Origin of the sequence: Blautia wexlerae, from assembly GCF_013300825.1 — a bacterium.
Classification (GTDB): domain Bacteria; phylum Bacillota; class Clostridia; order Lachnospirales; family Lachnospiraceae; genus Blautia_A; species Blautia_A wexlerae_B.
This window is the reverse complement of record NZ_JAAIMY010000020.1, coordinates 22995-49093: the sequence shown is the minus strand read 5'-3', so window position 1 is coordinate 49093 and position 26099 is coordinate 22995. Positions and strand designations below refer to the sequence as shown.

The 26099-nt window shown below is 42.3% G+C and carries 21 protein-coding genes; 19 read left to right on the top strand and 2 right to left on the bottom strand.

Annotated elements, in window-relative coordinates; translation table 11 throughout:
- Nucleotides 1-48: 48 nt before the first annotated feature.
- The 4 genes from G4417_RS11085 to G4417_RS11070 all read left to right on the top strand — a co-directional run bounded on the left by G4417_RS11085 (nt 49) and on the right by G4417_RS11070 (nt 4650).
- A complete protein-coding gene (locus G4417_RS11085; RefSeq protein ID WP_173683493.1) occupies nt 49-2100 on the top strand; it encodes a DHH family phosphoesterase in 2052 nt (683 codons plus the stop codon).
- Complete coding sequence (gene rplI / locus G4417_RS11080) at nt 2097-2543, top strand: 50S ribosomal protein L9 (protein WP_008707912.1); 447 nt, start codon at nt 2097-2099, stop codon at nt 2541-2543. Before G4417_RS11085 ends, rplI begins: the two co-directional genes overlap by 4 nt.
- A 20-nt stretch (nt 2544-2563) precedes the next feature.
- Nucleotides 2564-3892, top strand: coding sequence for a replicative DNA helicase (dnaB, locus tag G4417_RS11075; protein WP_173683473.1), 1329 nt, complete (start codon nt 2564-2566; stop codon nt 3890-3892).
- Between the two features lie 287 nt (nt 3893-4179).
- Nucleotides 4180-4650 (top strand): MerR family transcriptional regulator, encoded by a 471-nt coding sequence (locus G4417_RS11070; RefSeq protein WP_173683472.1) that lies wholly within the window; start codon nt 4180-4182, stop codon nt 4648-4650.
- Between the two features lie 70 nt (nt 4651-4720).
- On the opposite strand, the gene G4417_RS11065 is transcribed toward G4417_RS11070, so the two are convergent.
- Nucleotides 4721-4894, bottom strand: coding sequence for a DUF362 domain-containing protein (locus G4417_RS11065; protein ID WP_008707918.1), 174 nt, complete (start codon nt 4892-4894; stop codon nt 4721-4723).
- A gap of 663 nt (nt 4895-5557) precedes the next feature.
- Here G4417_RS11065 and G4417_RS11060 point away from each other — a divergent pair.
- The 5 genes from G4417_RS11060 to G4417_RS11040 all read left to right on the top strand — a co-directional run bounded on the left by G4417_RS11060 (nt 5558) and on the right by G4417_RS11040 (nt 10849).
- Complete coding sequence (locus G4417_RS11060; protein ID WP_420314195.1) at nt 5558-6688, top strand: BMP family ABC transporter substrate-binding protein; 1131 nt, start codon at nt 5558-5560, stop codon at nt 6686-6688.
- A gap of 255 nt (nt 6689-6943) precedes the next feature.
- Nucleotides 6944-8479: an ABC transporter ATP-binding protein gene (locus tag G4417_RS11055; RefSeq protein ID WP_173683470.1), complete on the top strand. Its 1536-nt coding sequence runs from the start codon at nt 6944-6946 to the stop codon at nt 8477-8479.
- Nucleotides 8476-9555: an ABC transporter permease gene (locus tag G4417_RS11050; RefSeq protein ID WP_055054058.1), complete on the top strand. Its 1080-nt coding sequence runs from the start codon at nt 8476-8478 to the stop codon at nt 9553-9555. Before G4417_RS11055 ends, G4417_RS11050 begins: the two co-directional genes overlap by 4 nt.
- Nucleotides 9556-9567: 12 nt before the next feature.
- Nucleotides 9568-10548 (top strand): ABC transporter permease, encoded by a 981-nt coding sequence (locus G4417_RS11045; RefSeq protein WP_008707922.1) that lies wholly within the window; start codon nt 9568-9570, stop codon nt 10546-10548.
- Nucleotides 10549-10648: 100 nt separating this feature from the next.
- The gene (locus G4417_RS11040; RefSeq protein WP_008707923.1) at nt 10649-10849 is read left to right on the top strand and encodes a DUF1858 domain-containing protein; all 201 of its coding nucleotides are present in this window, start codon (nt 10649-10651) and stop codon (nt 10847-10849) included.
- 126 nt (nt 10850-10975) lie between these two features.
- On the opposite strand, the gene G4417_RS11035 is transcribed toward G4417_RS11040, so the two are convergent.
- Complete coding sequence (locus G4417_RS11035; RefSeq protein WP_173683469.1) at nt 10976-11722, bottom strand: adaptor protein MecA; 747 nt, start codon at nt 11720-11722, stop codon at nt 10976-10978.
- A 567-nt stretch (nt 11723-12289) separates the two neighbouring features.
- Here G4417_RS11035 and G4417_RS11030 point away from each other — a divergent pair.
- The 10 genes from G4417_RS11030 (at nt 12290) to G4417_RS10985 (ending at nt 25997) form a co-directional block, all read left to right on the top strand.
- On the top strand, nt 12290-12490 hold the full coding sequence (locus tag G4417_RS11030; RefSeq protein WP_173683468.1) for a hypothetical protein: 201 nt from the start codon (nt 12290-12292) through the stop codon (nt 12488-12490).
- Between the two features lie 314 nt (nt 12491-12804).
- Nucleotides 12805-14454: a glycosyl hydrolase family 18 protein gene (locus G4417_RS11025; RefSeq protein WP_173683467.1), complete on the top strand. Its 1650-nt coding sequence runs from the start codon at nt 12805-12807 to the stop codon at nt 14452-14454.
- 164 nt (nt 14455-14618) lie between these two features.
- A complete protein-coding gene (locus tag G4417_RS11020; RefSeq protein ID WP_274603789.1) occupies nt 14619-15314 on the top strand; it encodes an N-acetylmuramoyl-L-alanine amidase in 696 nt (231 codons plus the stop codon).
- A gap of 124 nt (nt 15315-15438) precedes the next feature.
- Nucleotides 15439-17451: a hypothetical protein gene (locus G4417_RS11015; RefSeq protein WP_173683466.1), complete on the top strand. Its 2013-nt coding sequence runs from the start codon at nt 15439-15441 to the stop codon at nt 17449-17451.
- A gap of 139 nt (nt 17452-17590) precedes the next feature.
- Nucleotides 17591-19828 (top strand): DUF2298 domain-containing protein, encoded by a 2238-nt coding sequence (locus G4417_RS11010; RefSeq protein ID WP_243872128.1) that lies wholly within the window; start codon nt 17591-17593, stop codon nt 19826-19828.
- Nucleotides 19829-20219: 391 nt separating this feature from the next.
- Entirely contained in the window at nt 20220-21272 is a 1053-nt protein-coding gene (locus tag G4417_RS11005; RefSeq protein WP_118759354.1) for an L-threonylcarbamoyladenylate synthase, read from the top strand.
- Between the two features lie 137 nt (nt 21273-21409).
- Nucleotides 21410-21841, top strand: coding sequence for a ribose 5-phosphate isomerase B (rpiB, locus tag G4417_RS11000; RefSeq protein WP_173683464.1), 432 nt, complete (start codon nt 21410-21412; stop codon nt 21839-21841).
- A gap of 224 nt (nt 21842-22065) precedes the next feature.
- Entirely contained in the window at nt 22066-22557 is a 492-nt protein-coding gene (locus tag G4417_RS10995; protein WP_008707937.1) for a deoxycytidylate deaminase, read from the top strand.
- Nucleotides 22558-23140: 583 nt separating this feature from the next.
- Nucleotides 23141-24580, top strand: coding sequence for a proline--tRNA ligase (proS, locus tag G4417_RS10990; RefSeq protein ID WP_022380532.1), 1440 nt, complete (start codon nt 23141-23143; stop codon nt 24578-24580).
- A gap of 91 nt (nt 24581-24671) precedes the next feature.
- Nucleotides 24672-25997 (top strand): CCA tRNA nucleotidyltransferase, encoded by a 1326-nt coding sequence (locus G4417_RS10985; RefSeq protein WP_173683463.1) that lies wholly within the window; start codon nt 24672-24674, stop codon nt 25995-25997.
- Nucleotides 25998-26099 lie beyond the last annotated feature (102 nt).

The window sequence follows — 26099 nt, the reverse complement described above, 5'->3', positions numbered from 1 at the left end:
GCTGTACACAGGCGAAACAATAGAATGATGAAGAACGGAAAGAAAGATATGAGTGATAAACTGAAATTAAAAGGGCATATGAAAGTATTCATGCGTTGGCCGTTGATTCTTTCAGCTTTGCTGATCGTACTTAATATCTGGGTGTATTTTGTCAGTGTGAAAGCAGGTCTCATTGTATCAGGCGGAATCCTTATTTATGTTGGATGTGCGGTAATGATACTCCGATGTCACAGACCTTTCCTTGTAAATGAACTGATAGCCTTTGCTAATCAGTACGATTCACTTGAGAAGAGAATCCTCGAAGACCTGGCACTGCCCTATGCCATCATGGATATGAATGGCAGAATGATCTGGTCCAATAAAGTATTTGCGGAACTTACAGGTAAAGATCAGTTTTATAAGAAAAATGTCAACACTGTTTTTCCTGATATAACATCTGACAAATTGCCGGTTGCAGATAAGAAGGAAATCAGCGAGATCAGCACTCAGTTTGGAGAGAAGACTTATCGTATTTCCATGCAGAGAGTATCTCTTGGCCAGATTGTTGCAGACAGTGAACTTCTGGAGAATACAGACAGAAATGTCAGCCTGATCGCCATGTATCTGTATGATAATACAGAACTGAAAGCGTACATGAAGAAGAATGAAGACAATAAACTGGTTGTGGCACTGGCTTATCTGGATAACTATGAGGAAGCACTTGAGAGTGTGGAGGATGTGAGGCGTTCACTTCTGATTGCTCTGATTGACCGGAAGATTACGAAATATTTTTCCAATTTTGATGGTCTTGTAAAGAAACTTGAGAAGGACAAATATTTCCTGATCATGCGTCAGAGTTCCCTTGAAGCTCTGAAAGAACAGAGATTTCATATTCTGGACGAGGTTAAAACAGTTAATATCGGAAATGAGATGGCAATCACTTTGAGTATTGGTGTGGGACTGAATGCGTCCACTTATCTTCAAAATTATGAGTATTCACGTATTGCCATAGAGATGGCACTTGGACGTGGCGGCGATCAGGTTGTTATTAAGAATGGAAATAATATTACCTATTACGGCGGAAAGACTCAGCAAATGGAGAAGAATACCCGCGTAAAAGCCAGAGTAAAAGCTCAGGCACTGAAAGAGTTCATGAGTACGAAAGACAGAGTCGTTGTCATGGGACATAAAATCACGGATGTGGATGCGCTTGGAGCTGCCATCGGTATTTACCGTGCAGGTAAAACACTTGGAAAATCTGTCAGTATTGTAGTGAATGATCCGACAAAGTCTATCAGACCACTGATTGCGGGATATGTGAATAACCCTGATTATGAGCCCTCAATGTTTGTGGACAGCGAGCAGGCTAAAGATATGGTAGATAACAATACAGTAGTGGTTGTAGTTGATACTAACAGGCCAAGCTATACGGAATGTGAGGAACTTCTGCACATGACCAAAACAATTGTTGTGCTGGATCATCACAGGCGGGGAAGCGAAGTGATAGAGAATGCGGTGCTTTCCTATGTGGAACCCTATGCATCCTCAGCCTGTGAGATGGTATCGGAGATCCTGCAGTATTTTTCAGATGATCTGCGTATCCGCAATATAGAGGCAGATTGTCTCTATGCAGGAATTATGATTGATACAAATAACTTTACCACGCGTGCAGGTGTGCGCACCTTTGAGGCTGCTGCATTCTTAAGAAGAAGTGGAGCAGATGTGACTAGAGTACGTAAATTATTGAGAGATGACCTGAAATCTTATCAGGCACGTGCAGAAGCAGTGAGAACTGCGCAGATTTACAGAGAATGCTATGCCATTGCCAGATGTCCAAGCGAAAATCTGGACAGTCCTACGGTCATAGGAGCACAGGCAGCCAATGAACTTCTGAATATTGCAGGGGTTAAGGCATCCTTTGTACTGACTCAGTACAATAATGAAGTTTATATCAGTGCCAGAGCTATTGATGAAATTAATGTGCAGGTAATGATGGAAAAGATGGGCGGAGGCGGCCATATGAATATTGCCGGTGCTCAGGTTAAGGCTTCTCCGGATGAAGTGGAGAGAATTCTCAAAGACATCATAGATCAGGAATATCAGGAGGAAAATACAAAATGAAAGTAATCTTACTTGAAGATGTAAAAGCACTTGGAAAAAAGGGACAGATTGTAAATGTAAGTGACGGATATGCAAGAAACATGATCCTTCCTAAGAAACTGGGGCTGGAGGCAACCCCAAAGAATTTAAATGACCTGAAACTTCAGAAAGCAAACGAAGAGAAGGTTGCAAAAGAAGTATATGAAGCGGCACAGGCATTTGCAAAGGATCTCGAGACAAAAGAAATCATCCTTACATTGAAAACAGGAGAAGGCGGAAGAACTTTTGGTTCCGTTTCTTCCAAAGAAATCTCCGAAGCAGCAAAGAAACAGTTAAATCTTGACATTGATAAAAAGAAACTGCAGCTTCCTGAGCCAATCCGTACACTTGGTGTTACCCAGGTGCCTGTCAGATTACATCCGAAGGTAACAGGAACTCTTAAAGTATGGGTAAAAGAAGCATAAGTCTTCCGGAGGGATAAAGAATGGAAGAAGCGCTGATTAAAAGGATACTCCCCCATAGCATAGAGGCAGAGCAGTCTGTAATCGGCTCAATGATCCTGGACAGAGATGCAATCCTTGTGGCATCTGAGATACTTACCAGCGACGATTTTTATCAAAAACAATATGGCATCATCTTTGATGCAATGGTGGAATTGTGTAATGAAGGGAAACCGGTAGATCTGGTGATCCTTCAGAATCGTTTAAAGGAGAAAGAACTCCCGCCGGATATCAGCAGCATGGAATATGTAAGAGATTTGATCTCAGCAGTTCCTACTTCTGCAAATGTAAAGTATTATGCAAAGATCGTCAGTGAGAAAGCAGTCCTTCGCAGACTGATCAAGGCAAATGAAGAGATTGCCAACACCTGCTACCTGGAGAAGGAGAATACAGAGATTATTCTGGAAGAAGCAGAAAAAAAATTGTTCAATATTCTTCAGAGACGCAACAATGAAGAGTATGTTCCGATTCAGCAGGTGGTTCTGAATGCTATTAATAACATAGAAAAAGCGTCTAAGCTCAAAGGTTCTGTAACAGGTATTCCTACAGGATTTGTGGATCTGGATTATAAAACATCAGGTATGCATCCTTCTGATCTGGTGCTGATTGCGGCCCGTCCTTCTATGGGAAAGACAGCCTTTGTCCTGAATATTGCGCAGTATATGGCATTTCGCAAAGATGTCACAGTTGCCATATTCAGTCTGGAAATGTCAAAGGAGCAGTTGGTGAACCGACTTCTGGCAATGGAATCTCATGTAGATTCCCAGAATATGAGAACGGGTAATCTGAAAGACGAGGACTGGACCAAACTGGTAGAGGGAGCAGATATCATCGGTAAATCCAATTTGATCATTGATGATACGCCGGGTATTTCTATTGCGGAAATGCGCTCCAAATGCAGGAAATATAAGCTGGAACATAATCTCGGGATTATCATGATCGACTATCTGCAGCTCATGAGCGGAAGTGGAAAAAGTGATTCCAGACAGCAGGAAATTTCAGATATTTCCCGTTCTCTGAAAGCTCTTGCCAGAGAGCTGAATGTGCCGGTGATCGCATTGTCTCAGCTTAGCCGTGCGGTAGAACAGCGTCCGGATCACAGACCAATGCTTTCGGATCTTCGAGAATCCGGAGCCATAGAGCAGGATGCCGATGTGGTAATGTTTATCTACAGAGATGACTATTATCATAAGGACACAGAAAAGAAGGATATCGCGGAGATCATTATTGCCAAACAGAGAAACGGCCCTATCGGAACGGTAGAACTGGTATGGCTGCCGAGATATACACAGTTTGTGAATATGAAGAAATAACTTATCCTGGCAGGAGTCCGATTTCTGACGGAGATAAACGCTTTGCCGGGATGTGTTTGGTTTGAATAACATCAGAAAAATTTCACAGGGAAACAGTATCAGGGAAGAATATGGTACTGTTTCCCTGTTTTTTTGTATCAAAATGCAGGTTTATAGTGGAGTTTGTCAACCGAAACTTCTTGCAATCTCAGTATGGAGTTTTATAATGAATGTACATGATATCAGGATTACTGATATGCATCAGTGTTTTCTGATGGAAAAATGGACTCAAAAGGAGGAGGGGCAGCATGGAGCAGCGGTATACTGTGACTCAGACCGCAGAAATCCTTGGTGTGAGGGCATCGGTCCTCAGATACTGGGAGGAAGAACTGGAACTGAGGATATGCAGGAATGAGCAGGGACATCGTTACTATACAGGAAATGATATTACGCTTCTGGCTAATATAAAGGAACTTAAGAAAAGAGGACTTGCCTTAAGAGCAATTAAAGAACTGGTTCCAAGGATTTCAAGGACTGCACCCGGAACTACTGAGAGTAAAGTGAAACTGCTTGAAGATGAACAGCCAGAGAGAGAAAAAATGCTTGAATTTCAGAAAATCCTGGAACGTCTGATTACTCAGGAGTTACATATGAAAAAAGAAGGAGAAGATCAGTGCCGGGATCTGGATGAAACAATCCGAAACAGACAGCTTGCGAGAAAAGAGGCTGCTGCTGCACTTGAAAAAAGAAACAGGAGAATCAGAAGAAAACATTTGTAAAAGTTATCCATAAAGAAAAACAGCCTCGTCTCTGCGGTAAACAGAGATGAAGCTGTTTTGAAATCATGAATTATTCTGCTGGATGAATAGCTTCTGTTGGACATGCATCTGCACATGTTCCGCAGTCTAAGCATGCATCAGCGTCGATTACATAATGCTCATCTCCCTGAGAGATAGCTTCTGCAGGACATTCGCTTTCGCATGTTCCACAGCTTACACATTCGTCTGAAATTACATATGCCATAATTAGAATCCTCCTTATTGTAATAACGTTTTAGGCCCCTTTCGGGGTTCTGCATACATTTTAATATATCTTTGTCTGAATTACAAGTATAAAATCATATACATTATAAAATAATATTAAGTTAGTATTTACTTACTTTGATTGAATCAAGTAAGTCTCCTGGTTCAATTACGAATATTCGTCTGACACAGAACCGATATATTCGTTACTGTTCACACATCACTATCCCGCGAGGTGTTTTGGCATGAATATGCCAAAATCCCGAGACATACAAGCCAAAATTCCATTGCCGCAGGCAATCTGGAATGAATTTTGGCTACGTTACTGTGAACAGAGTGAACAGTAACGTATATTCTGCTGAAATTACGGATATCTGCCAGAGAGGGTAAGGTGTTCTGCAAAAACAAGAGAGTTGTATGATAAAAAATAGTCTGTTAATATACAAAAAAAATAAGACTATCAAAAAGAAAGTGCGTTTTTGCTGAATTTATTGACAATTCAGACATAAACAGTTATAGTAAAGATACTTGCAAGGAGGCATAACACAGAAAGTTGTGCCTCTTTTGTTCCGTAGCAGGAATCAGAAAACAAATAGAAAGAATGGAGGAATGAAGAATGAAGAAAGCATTGGCAATTGGACTTGCAGCAGTAATGGCGGTTTCCATGAGTGCACCGGTATTTGCAGAAGATGAAGGCAAAGGGATTGCAAAAGAGGACCTGAAAGTAGGAGCAATCTATATCGGTGATGAGAATGAAGGTTACACAGCAGCTCATATGAAAGGAATTGATGAGATGGAAGAGAAGCTTGGTCTTGACGATTCTCAGATTATTGAGAAAACTCTCATCGGTGAAGATGAAGGATGCTATGATGCGGCAGCAGACCTTGCAGATCAGGGATGTCAGATCATCTTTGCAAACAGCTTTGGACATGAGACTTATATACTGGAAGCGGCAGGGGAATATCCGGAGGTTCAGTTCTGTCATGCAACAGGAACACAGGCTGCATCCAGTGGACTTTCCAACATGCATAACTATTTTACAAATATTTATGAAGCACGTTACGTGTCAGGTGTAGTTGCAGGTCTGAAACTGAATGAAATGATCGAGGACGGAACAGTAAAAGAAGACGCATGCAAGATGGGCTATGTAGGTGCATTCCCATACGCAGAGGTTATCTCCGGTTATACAGCTTTCTATCTTGGTGCAAAGAGTGTATGCCCATCTGTAACAATGGAAGTAAAATATACAAACAGCTGGGCAAGCTTTGACCTTGAGAAAGAGTGTGCAGATGCTCTGATTTCTGACGGCTGTGTACTGATCAGCCAGCATGCAGATACAACAGGTGCTCCTACAGCATGCGAAGCAGCAGGCGTTCCATGTGTAGGTTATAATATTGATATGACATCTGTTGCTCCTAACACAGCACTTACTTCTGCATCTATGGACTGGGGCGTATATTATACATACGCAGTACAGTGTATGCTTGACGGCACAGCAATTGATACTGACTGGTGTAAAGGATTTGCAGAAGGTGCAGATAAGATCACAGTTCTCAACGACAAAACTGTAGCAGAGGGTACAGAAGAAAAGGTCAAAGAAGTGGAAGATGCGCTCATTGATGGATCCCTTCATGTATTTGATACATCTGCATTTACAGTAGACGGCAAAGAACTTGATACTTATAAGAAGGATGATACAGAGTATATTTCTGACGGATACTTCCATGAATCTGAATATGGTTCCGCACCTGCATTTGATATTGCGATTGATGGAATTACATCTATTACAGAATAAAAAAAATTGCGGGAGCTGCAAAGCACGGAGCAATTTACGACAGCAGGGCTGCCCGGGCGGCAGCTCTGCTGTTTTCATATCGTACGTGCAAAGGAAGTCTTGAAGTCCTCTGACAGAAGGTTTCTTTTGCTGTATTATGGAGTATACAGGAGAGCGATTCCATAATTCAGAAGTAGGATTAAATGATATCAGCAGTCAAAGAGACAAGACTTTTACTGTGGATTGGATATCATTGGATAAAAGGAGGAAACGATAGTGGGAGAAAACTATGCACTTGAACTTAGAGATATTTCCAAGCGTTTTGGTTCGGTCCAGGCGAATGATCATGTAGATCTCACACTGAGAAAATCGGAGATTCTTGCAATTCTGGGGGAAAACGGAAGCGGAAAGACAACTCTGATGAATATGATCTATGGAATTTATTATCCGGATGAGGGACATATTTTTGTAAATGGAAAAGAAGTAACGATCCGTTCACCGAAAGATTCCTATGAACTGGGAATCGGTATGGTACATCAGCATTTCAAACTGGTAGATGTACTGACAGCAGCAGAGAACATTGTTCTGGGACTTCCGGGAAAGGGAAAGCTGGACATGAAGAAGATCACAGAGGATATTCAGAAGCTGGTAGATAAATATGGCTTCGAACTGGATCTGTCACAGAAGATCTATGAAATGTCCGTTTCCCAGAAGCAGACAGTTGAGATCATAAAGATGCTCTACCGTGGTGCAAGGATTCTGATCCTGGATGAGCCGACTGCAGTTCTGACACCACAGGAGTCTGACAGGTTATTCGATATTTTAAGAAATATGAGAAAAGATGGATGTTCTATTATGATCATCACGCACAAACTCCAGGAAGTTCTGGCATTATCAGACCGTGTGGCAATCCTCAGAAAAGGAAAGTATATTGATACAGTAGAAACGGTTCAGGCAAATGCACAGAGTCTGTCAGAAATGATGGTAGGCGGCAGAGTAGATCTAAATATAGACCGTCCTGAACCGGAGAATGTAAAGAAACGATTAGTAGTCAAAGGGCTGAACTGTAGAAATAAAGAAGGGGTAAAAACTCTGGATGATGTTGATCTGACAGTAAATACAGGAGAGATTCTGGGTATTGCCGGCATTTCCGGAAGCGGTCAGAAAGAATTTCTGGAGGCAATTGCAGGACTCCAGGCGATAGAGAACGGTTCGATTACCCTGCTTGATGACAAGGGAAAAGGAACAGAACTTGCAGGAATGGATTCTATCTCCATTAATAAAGCAGGGATCAGCCTTGCTTTTGTTCCGGAAGACCGTATTGGTATGGGGCTTGTGGGCGATATGGATATGACCGATAATATGATGCTCAGAAGCTATCGCAATGGCAAAAGTCCATTCCTGGATCGAAAAGGTCCAAGGGCACTGGCGTTAAAAATCAAAGAACAGCTTGAAGTTATGACCCCAAGTATTTCTGCACCTGTCCGTCAGATGTCAGGAGGAAATGTACAGAAGGTTCTGGTAGGAAGAGAAATCGCCCAGAATCCGAAAGTACTTCTGGTAGCTTTCCCAACTCGAGGTGTGGATGTCAATACTTCCCATGTGATCTACCGCCTTCTGAATGAACAGAAGAAAAAAGGGGTTGCAGTAGTCTGTGTTATTGAGGATCTTGATGTAGTTCTTGAACTGTGTGACAGGATTGCAGTATTCTGCGGAGGTAAAATCAGCGGAATTGAGGATGGAAGAACTGCAACGAAAGAAGAAATCGGGCTTCTTATGACGAAGCATGAAAAAGGAGGGACACAGGCATGAAGAAAGAACCTTTCTTACAGGTAAGTAAAAGAAGAAACAAAGCCAGATGGCAGGAACGTCTTCTGATCCGTTTCATTGCATTGATCCTTGCACTGATCGTGTGCGGAGCGGTAATCGTTGCCCTGGTAAAGATGAATCCGGTGGATGTCTATAAGGCAATCTGGGATGGAGCAATGGGTTCGGAACGCCGTCTGTGGCAGACCATACGAGATACAATGGTATTGCTGTGTATTTCCATTGGTCTGGCACCTGCATTTAAAATGAAATTCTGGAACATCGGTGCAGAAGGTCAAATCCTGATCGGTGGTGCCTGCTCTGCTGCCGTCATGATCTATGCAGGAGATAAGATGCCTACAGGGTTACTCCTGATCGTAATGTTTGTGGCAAGTGCACTTGGCGGAATGATCTGGGGAATGATCCCGGCGGTATTTAAAGCAAACTGGAATACAAATGAGACACTGTTTACTCTGATGTTGAATTATGTTGCCATGCAGGTAGTAACTTATTGTATTGTATTCTGGGAAAATCCGAAAGGTTCCAATACAGTCGGTATCATCAATCAGGCTACAAAAGGCGGATGGCTTCCGGAATTGTTCGGACAGAAATATGGTTGGAATGTAGTCATTGTCCTGATTCTGACAGTGGGAATGTTTATTTATCTGAAATACTGTAAGCAGGGCTATGAGATCGCAGTAGTAGGTGAGAGCGAGAATACTGCCAGATATGCCGGTATCCAGGTGAAAAAGGTTATTATCCGTACAATGGCAATCTCCGGTGCAATCTGTGGTATCGCAGGTTTTGTTATTGTCAGCGGAGCCAGCCATACGATTTCCACTGCAACAGCAGGCGGTCGTGGATTTACCGCGATCATTGTCGCATGGCTTTCTAAGTTTAATACATTTATTATGGTTGCAGTTTCCTTTGGCATCGTATTTATGAACCAGGGTGCCGTACAGATCGCAACACAGTATGGACTGAATGAGAATGCTTCCAATGTTCTTCTGGGAATCATTCTGTTTTTCCTGATCGGTGCAGAATTCTTTATCAACTACAGAGTAAAGCGTGCAAAGAAATAGGAGGTAGCGGCAATGAGTGTACTGATAGTTTTTATTCAAAAAGCAATTGTCCAGGGCATTTGTATTCTGTATGGGGCGCTTGGTGAGATTATGACAGAGAAATCCGGTAACCTGAATCTTGGTATTCCGGGAATTATGTATATGGGCGGTATTTCAGGTCTGATGGGAGCTTTCCTCTATGAGAAGGATAATCCTGATCCCAATGCACTTGTGGGTGTACTGATATCGTTTTTGTGTGCATTTGCATGTGCTGCAATCGGAGGTCTGATCTACAGTATCCTGACTATCACACTTCGTGTAAATCAGAATGTAACAGGTCTTGCACTTACCATTTTTGGTACTGGTTTTGGTAACTTCTTCGGCGGTTCTATTTCCAAGCTTGCAGGTGGTGTAGGACAGATTTCCGTAAAAGTAACAGGAAGTGCCTATACGGCAAAAATCCCGGGATTGTCTAAGATTCCGGTTATCGGAGGTATTTTATTTAATTATGGTTTCCTTACATATCTCTGTATTATTATAGCAGTCCTGTTATCGTTTTTTCTGTTCAAGACAAGAGCGGGATTGAATCTCAGGGCAATCGGTGAAAATCCGGGAACTGCAGATGCAGCAGGTATCAATGTTATCAAATATAAGTATCTGTCAACCTGTATCGGTGCAGGTCTGGCAGGTCTGGGCGGACTCTATTTCGTAATGGAATATTCAGGAGGAACCTGGACAGACAATGGTTTTGGAGATCGTGGCTGGCTTGCTGTTGCACTGGTAATCTTTGCATTATGGAAACCACTGAATGCAATCTGGGGAGCATTCCTGTTCGGAGCTCTTTATATCCTGTATCTTTATATCCCGGGACTTGGACGAAGCATGCAGGAAGTATTTAAAGCACTGCCCTATGTGGTAACGATTATCGTACTGGTATTCACAAGCTTCCGAAAGAAAAAGGAACACCAGCCGCCTGCTGCGCTGGGACTTCCGTATTTCAGGGAGGAACGATAAAATTAAAAGTTTGCAGTTGATTCCAGAGTAAAATAGTATTATAATATCAGAAGCTATAAAAGCTGAGTAGTATGAAGAAAAATTAAGGAGGAAATATACAATGGCTAAAGTATCAAAAGACATGCTGATCGGTCAGCTTCTTCAGATTGATGCAAATATCGCACCGATTCTTATGAGAGCAGGAATGCATTGCCTTGGATGCCCATCTTCCCAGATGGAATCTCTCGAAGAAGCAGCTATGGTTCATGGACTGGATGTTGATGTACTGGTTAACCAGATTAATGATTTTCTTGGAGAATAATTTTCCTGAAAGGTAATCATATGACGGACTATGGCAATTGTGTGAACAGTAACAATTGTGGAATTGTTATAGACTGACACGTAAAAAGGATGTTCTGAATAAGTTCAGGACATCCTTTTTGACTTATTACAACTGGATCAGCTGCTGAAGGGCAGAATTAGAAATCAGTTCCCCATGTTCTGTCAGATAAGCCTCCCCTGAAAGGGAGAATGCCTTTCCGTGTCCATATTCCGTAAGAATATTACATACTCTGTTAAAATCTTCCGGGGAAAGTGATGACTGGTGGAGAACCAGCTTGTAAAGTTCATCAGCCGGATCTTTGTACAGAGTATTTGTACCTGTAAAATAGCCGTTCAGCCCATGGGCGGCAGCAATTACATCATCTAGCGTATCGAACTCATAGAGGCGGATAAGATTTACATCAGGAACCTGAGCATTGTCAATTTCCTTTGTTTCGGTATTTTGAGCAGATTTGCCATCTTTTGTCTGAGTACTCTTCATTTTTGCTTCGTAAAGCTTCTGGAAGATATCGATAATATTATCTGCACCGTCAAGCTGAAGAGTATCCGATTTATCATTTCCTTTGAATGGAGCAAATTTGGAGAAGCGGGTATCCAGTTCTTCTGGATCCTCCACTTTGGTGATGATCAGGATGATGCTCTCGGTACTCACCGGGATGGCCTCGATCATTAATGGAATATTATCTGCCTCAAAACCAAACTGTATCTGTGCCTGCTGCATCATATCGCGGAAAAGTTTCTTGGCTTTCTCAGTGCCGTAAGCCAGTTCACTGATACGGATCTGATGGTTCTCCAGGTCTTCTCTTGTCAGTGTGCAGCGTATCTGGTTGTCGTTGATCTTTTCTATTTTCATGTTGTCACATCCTATTCTGAATAACATTGAATTATCTGGCAGCCTTATAAGTGACTGTAAAAATCCATTAAAATTGCTATATATGCACTGCCTTTGGGAAATTGCTGTAAGTAACTTCAAAAATTCTATTGTCTGATTGTAAATTTATAGAATTTTATACACTATATTATATAACACAGAACTGCAAAATGTAAAGATAAGTAATCAACCAAAATATTAAATTTTTAGAAACAAAACAGAAAAAATTACATAAATGAAGAAAAACTCTTGCATCTGTCTATCAGATGGATATAATGAAATCAGAAAAAGCAGTAAACCTGCGGTTCACATAAGCGAAGGTCTGAAACATTAACCAAAGTGATCTTTTATTTCTAAACTTCATTGCCGTTTTTCATACAGCGTTCCTGCTGTGGCAATGTACAGGTAAAATTTCCATGATGATAAGAAGATAAAACAGGTATGCAGGGATATTGTTTTTTCATCAGCCGATAAGGTGCTTTCTAAAAAATCTCAGGAAAGAAGGGAGGTAAGCTTACGGAAAATATATCACGGGCAACAAAAAAGAGCATGCGTAAACCACTGGAAAAAGAATTGAAGAGTTATCGTGAGCAGGGTATTTCCTTATATCTTGACGGTACGCTCAGTAATCCGAAAACAATTGCAAAAGCCTGTCAGATTGCAGAAGGTGGTGGCTATATGCGTGATTACGTTGAAGATGAAAAAGGACGGATCGCTCGTGTGGATTTTGATTTCGTCAGGGAAAAATAACAAAAGAAAAAAGCTGCCCGAACAGATTCTGAATCAGTCCCCCGATGTTCATAATGCCTTCGGGCAGCAGTTATGCATATCTTAAAAATTTGTGAAAAATACGATTTTGCAATACAATTGTAATATTTTATGGTATACTTAAGCCAGTATCATCAATTTGCCGATATAGTTATCTGGGGCATGGATAATACTGGTACATCATACTCAAAATAACTACATGACATACCTTTCTGTGAGCTGATGTATCAATAACAATCGTGTTACTGTCTGCTGTGTTTTCGGTAACACAATATTTACTGAAAGGAAAAAATATTATGGATAAAAAGTATAAACCAATTATCGCAGTTGTGGCTATGGTGATCCTTGTTGCGATTCTTGGACTTGTCACTCATGTAGTAATGAAATACATACCATCTTCTAAGAAAATGGATATGAATGAATATTATGGAGAAATGGCAGAAGGGGAAATTGCACTGGTTCTTGGAACTGAGAAACTGGAGGAGCGTGGACTGGTGGACGGAGACAGAGTTTATTTACCGCTGGATGTGGTGAATACTTATCTGAATCAGAGATATTACTGGGATTCTGACAATCAGCAGATACTTTATGCCACACCTTCAGAGCTGACTTCTGTGAGTGCATCGTCTGAGGCAGGAGACAAGGTATGGGTGAAAGATGGAAAAGTGTATCTGAATCTTACGTATGTGCAGGAATATACAGATCTTGACGCATATATTACAAAAGATCCATACAGGATTGCCATACAGTATAAATTTAAAAATATAAAAACAGTCACGGTTAAGAAAAATACCAGCATACGCTATCGCGGTGGAATTAAATCTGCCATTCTTACTTCTGCGAAGAAAGGTGAGCAACTTCGGCTTATTGAAGAAATGGAAAACTGGGATCAGGTAGCTACAGATGACGGATATATCGGATATATAGATAAGAAGATGGTTGGAGAAGCAGAGAAGACAAAAATTGAACGAAACTTCAAAAAGGAAAATTATTCTTATCTGACTATGGACAGTAAGGTCAATATGGTATGGCATCAGGTGACTTCTACAGATGCCAATGCCTATTTTGCGGATGCGACAGCAAATATGACAGGTGTGAATGTAATCTCACCTACCTGGTTCTATCTGACAGATACATCAGGAAATATTGCAAATATAGCAAGTGCAGATTATGTATCACAGGCTCATGAAAAGGGGCTTCAGGTATGGGGACTGATCGACAACTTTACACAGGAAGTAAGTACAACGGAAACACTTTCCAGCACTGCGGCGAGACAGAATATTATCAGTCAGTTGATCCAGGCAGCCCAAGACGTGGGAATGGATGGCATTAATGTGGATTTTGAATCACTCAGCGAGGATGTGGGAATTCATTTTCTGGAATTTCTGAGAGAACTTTCCATAGAGTGCCATAAGAATAATCTGGTTCTCTCTGTGGATAATCCGGTCCCTGAGGATTTTACCAGCCATTATGATCGGGCTGAGCAGGGAAGGGTTGTAGATTATGTGATCATCATGGGATATGACGAGCATTATGTAGGATCTGAAGCCGGTTCTGTGGCATCTCTTCCATGGGTGGAACAGGGAATCCAGGATACACTGGAGGAGGTTCCGGCTGAACGTGTGATCAATGCCATTCCGTTTTACACCAGACTGTGGAGAACCACAGGGGGAAATGTAACCAGTGAAGCAATCGGCATGGACCAGGCACAGCAGACAATTGCCGAGAGTAATGTGGAAACCTACTGGGATAAGACAACCTCCCAGAATTATGGAAAATATGATATAGATAATTCTACCTATCAGATATGGCTTGAGGATGCTCAGTCGGTTGCTGAGAAAGTAAAGCTGGTATCCAAATATGACCTTGCAGGAGTTTCCGCATGGAAGCTTGGATTTGAAAACAGCGGAATCTGGCAGGTAATTTCGGACAATCTGAATAATTAAAAGTTCTGCATCAGCAGGCTATAAAAACATCTTCTGAGACATATATTAATATAGAATTTTATGAAATACTGATTGCATTATTTTATGGAATTGCTATAGCCAATCTACAGGAATAGTGAATTTTCCCGTAGACTGTAAAAGATGTCTCAGGAGGTGTTTTTAGTTTGAAAAAATATGGCCTGGAATTAATGTTAGGGTGCCTGCTTCTCGTCAGTTTTCTCATTCTGTCAAAGCAGGCTGCTGAAGTTTCAGAGACTATGAGCTCGACAGAAAATTCCCAAATCATTCTGGTGGATGCAGGACATGGTGGGGCAGATCCGGGAATGATTGGAGTGAATGGACTGGAAGAAAAGGGAATCAATCTTCAGATTGCTGTAAAATTAAAGAATTCTCTGGAGAAACAAGGATTTTCTGTAATTATGACAAGGGAAAAAGATAAGGGTCTTTATGAGGAGGACAGCAGAAATCAGAAGGCACAGGATATGCAGTGCAGGATTGCTATGATTAAGAAATACAGACCTGTGCTGTGCATAAGTGTTCATCAGAACAGCTATCAGGATCCGGCTGTATGCGGTCCCCAGGTGTTTTATTATGAAGATTCTGTTCAGGGAAAAAATCTGGCAGAGTTTATCCAGGAAGAACTGAATTTGGAGCTGAAAGTAAAACGCCCCCGTGTGGCAAAAGGTAATAAAACATATTATCTGCTAAAAAGAAGTGAAAGTGTTTTGAATATTGTAGAGTGTGGTTTTCTGACTAATCCGGAAGAGGCCGGACTTCTCTGCAAAGAAGAATATCAGAATAAAATAGCGGAAGCCATAGTGAAAGGGATTGAACAGTATCTCAAGCAGCCCCAAATTTAAAATGTTTAATTTATGTGAACTTGCTTTTAATAAGTAGGGATTTTTGTTATACTGATACGTGTTTGAGAAAATCCCCGGGAGGATATATGTATCTGCATGGAGGGGAAATGTACAGGGAGAAATTATGCTTGGAATTATTTATCTGCTTCTGGCCGGAATGCTGGGCTGTGAAGCATCGAAAATACTGACAGGAGAGGGAAGGGGTGTGTCAGGGATTAATCGTATCTGGCTCATACTTCCGGCTTCTTTTGGAATCGGAACACTTTTACTGACCTGGGCGGTATATATTATTTCCTGGTTTTTCAGTGTTGTGGGAAGAGCTGAAAAACCACTTTTGTATGGAAATATTATCGGGATGACAGGTGCTGCAGTTATTATGATACTGATCAGCGTACAGAAATACAGAAAACAGGGGAGTTACAGGATATGGAATATTGATAAAACACAGGATAGGCGCAGATTAAAAAAGGAAATATTACTCTTTGGTCTGCTGACTGTATTTATTACATATATGATGTTCTATGTTTTCTATATAAAAGACGGAATCCTGTATTCAGGTCTGACTGTGTATGGAGATTATGCACCACATACGGCAATGATGCGTTCTTTTTCTGCAGGAAATAATTTTCCCACACAGTATCCTCATTATGGAGGTGCAGATGTAAAGTATCATTTTATGTTTCAGTTTCTCACAGGAAATCTGGAATATCTTGGAATGCGTATGGACTTTGCCTATAATATTGTAAGTACCTTGTCGCTTGTGGGATTTCTTATGCTGTTATATCAGCTTGCACTTAGGATTACAGGCAAAATGTACTGTGGTGTACTGGCATTGTTTCTGTTCTTTTTCAGGAGCGGAATGGCTTTTTTCAGATTTGCATGGGAACATATCCAGGTAGGGAATCTTGTGGAAACCCTGGAAGAAAATACTTCCTTTATCGGATATACTGTCAATGAGAACTGGGGATTGTGGAACTTTAATGTTTATCTTAATCAGAGGCATCTGGCATTTGGACTTCTGATGGTGACTTTGGCACTATATCTGTTTATGGACTGGCTGGAAGCCGGGACGGCACATGAAGAGAAGGGAATACTCTGGATAAAAAACAGAATCTTTTCGAAGGAAGGATGGAAAAGCAGAAATCTGGATCAGGCACTGCTTATGGGAATGTTTCTGGGTCTGTGTGCGTTCTGGAATGGGGCAGCAGTGATCGGTGGTCTGCTGATTTTGTGTGGTTTTGCGATTTTCTCGGATGGAAAAGTGGATTATGCTGTCATGGCGGGGGTATCCATCTTCTTTTCCTGGCTTCAGTCAAAGATTTTTATTGTTGGAAGTGCTATGAGTCCTCAGATTTATCTGGGATTTCTGGCAGAGGATAAGACTGTCCCGGGAGTTGTGAAATATCTGTTCTGGATGAGTGGAGTTTTTTTTCTTGGACTGGTATTGATGGTATGGTTTATGAGAAGACGGGAGAGAGCAATCCTTGTGAGTTTCCTGTTTCCGGCGATTTTTGCATTTGTGCTTCTGATGACACCGGACATTAATGTAAATCATAAATATATCATGATATCATATGCGTTTCTGACGACTTTTTGGGCATGGGCAGTATGCAGCCTTTGGAAATGGAGAAATGGGCGGTCCGGGATACAGAAAACTATGGGAAAGATACTGGCAATAGTATTAGTGATATCTCTGAGTGCCACCGGAATCTATGACTTTATTGTAATCGTAAAAGGAAATGGCCCGGGCAGACGTGTGACTGTAAATATGAATAGCGAGTTGACCCAGTGGCTGGAGGAGAATCTGGAGAAAAACGATCTTTTACTTACTCCTGAGTACAGCATGAATGAAGTGACGATGTCCGGAGCTATGCTTTACTGTGGATGGCCATATTATGCATGGTCTGCAGGTTATGATACGAATTACAGGGCTGCACAGGCTGTGACGATATACACCACATCTGACAGCGAAACCTTGAAAAAAACAGTACAACAGGAAAAAATAACCTATATTCTGTTTGAAGAAGGGTCGGAATTTGAACAGCAGGAATGTCATGAAGAGACAATTGCTGCAGCATATGAAAAGGTTTATGAGACTCAGGATGGACGGATAAGGATTTATAAGACAACAGAATAATCCTCAAATGTATTATTATGAGGATTATTCCGGGCTTATGATTATGATCCGGGTAATCACGGATTTACATAGATAAGAGAGAATATGTAAGATTATAGTAACCACAATAATTTTATAAATGATTAAGGAGGACGTACAGATGAAGAAATGGGCACCGAGAGTGCTTCTTGCAGCAGCTCTTGCAGGGCTGTCTGCATTTCTGTTAAAAGGAGATGTATGGACATTCTGGACCTGGTGGCTGTTGGTATTTCTGATGGGAATGGTTGCCATGCCTGTGACAGGGAGAATGTTTGTCGGATTTGAGGATAAAGGCTGGATGTTTTCAAAAGTGCTGGCGATTACTGTGACGGGTTTTCTTACATGGCTTCTGGTAACTGTGAAGATACTGCCATTTACTGCAGCGACATGTATCGGTGTGTCTGTTGTATGTGCAGTGGGCTGTGGGGTTTTATATCATTTTCAGGGAAAGAATGGAATTGACTGCTTTCCGTCTGGAAAGGGAAAACTGATTTACGGGGAGGAAATTCTGTTCTTTGTATTTTTCCTGATGTGGACTTATTTCGCAGGATTCCGCCCGCAGGCATACGGAACTGAGAAATTTATGGATTATGGTTTCATGGAAGCAATGATGAGAAGTACGACACTTCCTGCAAGAGATCTGTGGTATTCAGAAGGTACGATCAACTATTATTATGGCGGACAGTATTTTGCAGTATTTCTAACGAAGCTGACTGGCAGTAAAGTAGAACTCACTTACAATCTGATGCGTACCTTTGTGGCTGCATTTGCGTTTGTGCTTCCGTTTTCACTGGTTTACCAGATGTCTGTGGACAGGCTTAAGGGAAGCCTGACAGGAAAGAAACGCTGTGTGCCGGCAGTGTCCGGGATCATAGCAGGACTTTCTGTATCAATTGCAGGAAATATGCATTATGTGGTTTACAGCAAGATTATTCCATGGATCCAGAAGCTTCAGGGAAAAGAAGCGGATAGTTACTGGTTTCCGGATGCGACCCGTTATATTGGATACAATCCGGATGTGCCGGACAAGACAATCCATGAATTTCCATGCTATTCTTTTGTACTGGGAGATCTCCATGCCCATGTGGTAAATGTAATGTTTGTGCTGTTTCTGGTGGGACTTCTTTATACCTGGATGCGAAGTGTGCGGATGAGAGAAGCAGTGATCATGAAACCTGGACGAAAAGAGTTCTGGAAGAAGCAGCTTCTCATTCCGCATATCCTGCTGGCAGCAGTGATGATCGGTATGTTTCGGTTTACGAATTTCTGGGATTTTATTATTTATTTCGTGGTGACCGGTGGAGTGGTGCTGTTTACCAATATTGTACAGTTTGATGGCAGAGTGAAGAGGATTCTGTCTGTGACTGCGGTTCAGGCAGTGGAGATCATTGTAATCTCATACGTTGTTTCTCTGCCGTTTACTTTGCAGTTTGACAGCATGTTTAAAGGTGTGGGAATTGCACAGAATCATTCTATGATCCATCAGCTGCTGATTTTGTGGGGGCTGCCGGTGGTTCTGACAGTTCTGCTGATCATTTATATTATCTGGGAGAAGCTTCGTGGTGGTGCGAACAGAAGTCTGTATAGACTGATGAAAGCAATCTCTGTGCCGGATCTGTTTGCGATTGTCATGGGACTCTGTGCAATCGGGCTGATCGTGATTCCGGAGTTGGTTTATGTAAGAGATATTTACGAAAATGGGAACGCCAGGGCAAATACTATGTTTAAGCTGACTTATCAGGCGTATATGCTGTTTGGTATGACCATGGGATATGGTATTTTCCGTATGCTGGTGGCTGCACGCAAGAAAGTGTTTAAGGTTGTGTCAGTGATCGGTCTGGTACTGCTTTGCTGGACCTTTGGTTATTTTGGAAACAGTGTGTATGCGTGGTTTGGAAAGGTATGGGAGCCTTTTGAATATAAAGGATTGAATGCGACATCTTTCTTGTCAAATGATTTCACAGAGGATGTGTCTGGTATTAAATGGCTGAAGAAGAATGTGAAAGGGTCACCGGTTGTGCTTGAGGCGAACGGGGACAGCTATAGTGGTTATGAGCGTGTTTCTGCTATGACAGGGCTTCCGACTGTGCTGGGATGGTATGTGCATGAGTGGCTGTGGAGAGATGATACTGCGGATTTGAATGAGAAGAGCGCGGATATTGAGAGTATTTATACTTCTTTGGATGAGGAGTATGTGAAGGAGCTGCTGGAAGAGTATGATGTTTCTTATATTTTTGTCGGATCGAAAGAGAGGGAGAAATATGGGGAGGCATTGAATGAGGATGTGCTGAAGTCACTTGGAGAAGTGGTGTTCCAGGATGAGGTGTATAGTACTTATATTCTTAAGATTAATAAGTAAGAGAGTGAAAAATGGCGGCAGTTTGTGTCGCCATTTTTTGTTTGGGTCAAAAAGGGACGCGTAAAAAAATATTTCATTTCCTGTGCGGTTTCGGGCACTAAGATATTCTAAGCCGCTAAAAATATCTAAGTACCCTGCAAATGCACAGGAAATGAAATATTTTTTTACGCTGGTTATTGGTTGGGAGAATAATTATTAGGCAGTAAAGAGAAGAAAAGTAAAATTTACAGATACAGAAATCCATAATCTTTTATGATTCATTTGCAAGCTTTGTAAAAGATGAATAAATATAGAGACAAAACCTGAAAAATCGTGTACAATAGCAATTGTGGAATAATAAAAATGCAATAAATAAAAGAAATTAACGAAGTGAAAAGAAGGCAGGAATTTAATGAGAGCAGAAGTTGTATCCATGACAGCGGATAATCTTGATATGGAGGCTATCCGGCGTGGTGGAGATATTTTGAAGCAGGGTGGTTTGGTTGCGTTTCCTACGGAGACTGTGTATGGTCTTGGAGGGGATGCGTTGAATCCGCAGGCTTCTATGAAAATTTATGCGGCGAAGGGAAGACCTTCGGATAATCCGCTGATCGTGCATATTGCAGAGTTTGATAAGCTGGCTCCGATTGTAGCTGAGGTTCCGGAGAAGGCGAAGATCCTGGCAGAGAAGTACTGGCCGGGTCCGCTGACTATGATTCTTCCGAAGTCGGATCTTGTGCCACAGGAAACTACGGGTGGTCTGGACAGTGTGGCGGTTCGGTTTCCGAGCGACAGGATTGCACAGGAGCTGATCAAGGCTGCCGGCGGCTATGTGGCAGCACCCAGTGCCAACACTTCAGGCAGACCCAGTCCGACTACTGCACAGCATGTAGAAGAGGATCTTGGCGAGGCGATTGAGATGATTATTGACGGAGGCCAGGTGGGAATCGGTCTTGAGTCTACGATCGTTGATTTTACTGAGGATGTGCCGGTGGTTTTACGTCCGGGTTATATTTCTCTGGAGATGCTTCAGGAGACTCTGGGGGATGTAAGGATGGACAAGGGGCTGATTGCGGCTGACAGCAAAGTGCGTCCGAAAGCACCGGGTATGAAATATCGCCATTATGCACCGAAGGCAGATCTGGCAATTGTTGAGGGACCGGAGGAAGCTGTTGTGAAGAAGATCAATGAGCTGGCTGCGGAGGCGAAAGCACACGGCGAGCAGGTTGGAATTATTGCAACGGACGAGACAAAGGACAGATATCCGGAAGGTCTGGTAGTCAGCATTGGAAGCCGGAAGGAAGAAGAGACGATAGCGCATCATCTGTATGAAGTGTTGCGGGACTTTGACCAGAGTGCAGTCAGGTCTATTTATTCAGAAGCGTTTTATACACCAAGAATGGGACAGGCCATTATGAACCGTCTGCTGAAAGCAGCGGGACATAAGATCATACAGGTGGTATGATATAATCAGGTAGTGAAGCAGATATATGCCTGACTATATAATCTTATCAGCAGTAATGGCCAGATGGATAATGAAGATTCATTTAAATAGTCTGCTGAAGAGGTAAAGAAAATAAATTAATTTCAGGAGGAAGATTAATGTTAGCTTTAGGATGTGATCATGGTGGATATGAACTGAAACAGGAGATCAAGAAGTATCTGGATGAAAAGGGAATCAAGTATAAAGATTATGGATGTGACAGTCTGGATTCTGTAGATTATCCGGTATATGCAAAGAAGGTTGCACATGCAATTCTTGACGGCGAATGTGAGAAGGGAATCCTGATCTGCGGAACAGGTATCGGAATTTCCATTACAGCAAACAAGTTTAAAGGAATCAGAGCTGCAGTCTGCACAGATTGTTTTACAGCAGAGGCTACAAGACTTCACAATGATGCCAATATTCTTGCACTGGGTGGAAGAGTTGTAGGACCTGGGCTGGCATTGAAGATAGTGGATACATTTTTGAATACACCGTTTTCCAACGATGAGAGACATATCAGAAGAATTAACCAGATAGAGACTGAATAAGTCATAAAATAAGAAAACTGATAAAACAGCCAGAGCCTGCATGATTATAGCAATTCTCTCACATGTATGATGAACGGGGATTGCTGTAGAGTAAAGTGTTAAGTTCTGGCTGTGTCAGTTATAAGCAGATAATGGTTACTGTTTGCTCCGTTCACAGTAACAGACAATGTGTTGCTTTTATGAAGCAGATGAATGGTGAAGTATGTGAAGGGGAGGTTTGGGAAATGGATGTAAATCATAAACGCACAGATTATTTATCATGGGATGAATATTTTATGGGAGTTGCCATGATGTCAGGGATGCGTTCCAAGGATCCGAATTCTCAGGTAGGTGCCTGTATTGTGAGTGAGGATAATAAAATTCTGTCTATGGGCTATAATGGTTTTCCAAAGGGCTGTTCAGATGATGAGTTTCCATGGGCGCGAGAGGGTGACAGTCTTCATACGAAATATTTTTATGTGACCCACAGTGAGCTGAATGCAATCCTTAATTACAGGGGAGGAAGTCTGGAAGGTGCAAAGCTTTATGTATCTCTTTTTCCATGTAATGAATGTGCTAAGGCAATTATTCAGGCAGGTATTAAGACAATTGTCTATGACTGCGATAAATATGCAGACACACCTGCAGTGATCGCTTCCAAGAGAATGCTGGATGCAGCCGGGGTCCGTTATTATAAATATAACCGAACAGGACGTAAGATTACAATAGAAGTGTGATTTTGGCATATTCATGCCAAAACACCTCGCAGGATAGTGTGTGAACAGTAACCATTACTGAGAACAGAGTGAAGAGTAAACAGATTTTACTCTTGACACATCAATTTATTTCAAATAGAATATAACCAAATGCGAAATATATATAGCGATGAAGAGAATAGTACATAAGGAGCAATCCCAGAGAAGAGTCCCGGAGGAACAGCCGGTTGGCTGTGAAACAGTGGTGGAAGGATTCTGTGCGTGAATTATGGAACCGGCCTCGGAGCTCCGTACAATTGAAGTACGGCGTTTTTCCTGCGTTATCGGAAGAAGAGCGAGCAATGTGCAGGCATTTGGGCACAGTGCTAATTAGGGTGGTACCGCCGAAGCCTTTCGGTCCCTTGTGAGGGATGCTGGGCTTCTTTTTTTCGTTTTTTATAATATGACAGATTTTGCCGGATTATAAAAAAGCAGATTTTTGTACTGTGAAGCAGATAAGGAAATTTATTTATAGAAGAAAAATAAGAAGAATATGCATTCCGTCGCGACTATATCCTGATGCGCTGTCAGGATCAACACAATCACATAAAAAGGAGAAGTAATCATGGCAAACAACAAGAAACTGGTAGAAGCCATCACATCCATGGAAGACGATTTCGCCCAGTGGTATACCGACGTTGTAAAGAAAGCTGAACTCTGCGGTTATACCAGCGTTAAAGGCTGCATGGCAATTAAACCTGCAGGATATGCGATCTGGGAAAATATCCAGCACGAACTGGACAGAAGATTTAAAGAGACAGGCGTACAGAACGTGTATATGCCAATCTTTATTCCGGAATCTCTTCTTCAGAAAGAGAAAGATCATGTAGAAGGATTTGCACCTGAGGTTGCATGGGTAACTCACGGTGGTCTGGATCCGCTTCAGGAGCGTCTGTGTGTACGTCCTACATCAGAGACATTATTCTGTGATTTCTATGCAAAAGAAATCCAGTCTCACAGAGATCTGCCGAAGGTATACAATCAGTGGTGCTCTGTAGTGCGCTGGGAAAAGACAACACGTCCGTTCCTTCGTTCACGTGAGTTCTTATGGCAGGAAGGCCATACAGCTCATGCTACAGCCGAGGAAGCAGAAGAGCGTACTATCCAGATGCTGAATCTGTATGCAGATTTCTGTGAGGAAGTACTTGCAATCCCGGTTATCAAGGGACAGAAAACAGACAAGGAGAAATTCTCCGGTGCAGAAGCTACTTATACAATTGAATCCCTGATGCATGATGGAAAAGCTCTTCAGTCCGGTACAAGCCATAACTTTGGCGACGGATTTGCAAGAGCATTCGGCATCCAGTATACAGATAAAGAAAATAAACTTCAGTATGTACATCAGACATCCTGGGGAATGACAACACGTATGATCGGTGCTATTATCATGGTACATGGTGATAACAGTGGTCTGGTGCTGCCTCCGAGAATCGCTCCTGTACAGGCAGTGATCATTCCGATCCAGCAGAGAAAAGAAGGCGTTCTTGAGAAAGCAGATGAGATGTTTGCAGCATTAAAAGCAGCAGGAGTCCGCGTAAAAGTAGACGACACAGACAAGAGCCCGGGATTCAAATTCGCAGAGCAGGAAATGCGTGGTATCCCAATCCGTATCGAGTGCGGTCCGAAGGATATCGAGAATGGTCAGGCTGTGATCTGCCGTCGTGATACAAGAGAGAAATATACTGTCACATTTGATGAGCTTGTGGAAAAAGTACAGGAAATCCTGGAAACAATCCAGAAAGATATGCTGGAGCGTGCACGTAAGCACAGAGATTCCCATACTTATGTTGCTACAAACTATGAAGAATTCAAAGATACTATTGTTAACAAACCAGGCTTCGTAAAAGCTATGTGGTGCGGTGACCGCGCATGTGAGGACAAGATTAAAGAAGATGTTCAGGCTACATCCAGATGTATGCCGTTTGAGCAGGAGCATTTAAGTGATGTCTGCGTATGCTGTGGAAAACCTGCCAAGAAGATGGTTTACTGGGGAAGAGCATACTAATTCAGTAAGAAATAGAGAAAACCGGCAGCAGAGATATCTGAGTGCCGGTTTTCGGGGTTAAGAATAAATAGAAGAAGATAAGGATGGTCATATGATTCTGGAAATACCGAAAAACGCGGAAATAATTTTGCATATACTGGAAAAAGCAGGCTATGAAGCCTATGTGGTAGGCGGCTGTGTGCGTGATTCCATTCTGGGAAGGAGCCCGGATGACTGGGACATCACCACATCCGCAAAGCCGGAGCAGGTCAAGGCTTTGTTTCACAGAACAGTGGATACAGGTCTGCAGCATGGAACAGTGACTGTTCTTATGGAAAAAGAAGGATATGAGGTCACGACTTATCGTGTAGATGGTGAGTACGAGGACGGCAGACATCCCAAAGAAGTCACCTTTACAGCAAGCCTTGAGGAAGATTTGAAACGCCGGGATTTTACCATCAATGCAATGGCATACAATCCTTCTTCAGGACTGGTGGACCTTTTCGGCGGACTGGAGGATATTGAGAGAAAAATCATCCGCTGTGTGGGAGATCCGCTGGAGCGTTTTACAGAGGATGCACTGCGGATCATGCGTGCGGTCCGTTTCAGTGCGCAGTTGGGCTTTACTATTGAAGAAGAGACTCGTAAGGCACTGAAGGTTCTGGCACCGAATCTGAAGCATGTCAGTGCAGAGCGGATTCAGGTAGAGCTTGTGAAGCTTCTGATGTCTCCTCATCCGGATTATCTCAGGGTGGCTTATGAAGCCGGGATCACAGCTGAATTTCTTCCGGAGTTTGATGCATGTATGACGACACCTCAGAATACGCCGCACCACTGTTATACAGTAGGGGAGCATATCCTGCACAGTCTCTGTTGTGTACGTGCAGATAAAGTTCTCAGGATTACCATGCTGCTTCATGACATTGGAAAGCCGGTTGTCCGGAAAACAGATGAGAATGGAAGAGATCATTTCAAGATGCATGGGAATGCGGGAGAAAAGATGGCTGCACAGATTCTGCGCAGGCTGAAATTCGATAATGATACGATCCGCAAGGTAACCCGTCTGGTAAAATGGCATGATGACAGACCGGAGGGAACGACAAAGGCAGTGCGCAGGGCAGTGAACCGTATCGGTGAGGATCTCTTCCCATATTATCTGGAAGTGCAGCAGGCAGATATGCTGGCACAGAGTGATTACAGACGCACAGAGAAGCAGGAACGTCTGGATAAGGTGAAAGAGGCTTATGAGACGATCATTAATGAACATCAGTGTGTATCTTTAAAAACTCTGGCAGTGACAGGGAAAGATCTGATTGAAGCCGGTTATAAGCCGGGTCGTGAGATAGGAGAAACGCTGAACCGTCTGCTGGAAGTAGTACTTGTCGATCCACAGAAGAATCAGAAAGAGATATTATTGGGTCTGCTTGATGAGAAATAGTGCAGTTTTATGGAATTGTCAGTATATCAGAATATAGTAAATAACAGTGGCTCTATGAAAATCCGGGGGTATATCCACCGGATTTTCTTCATATGTATAGAA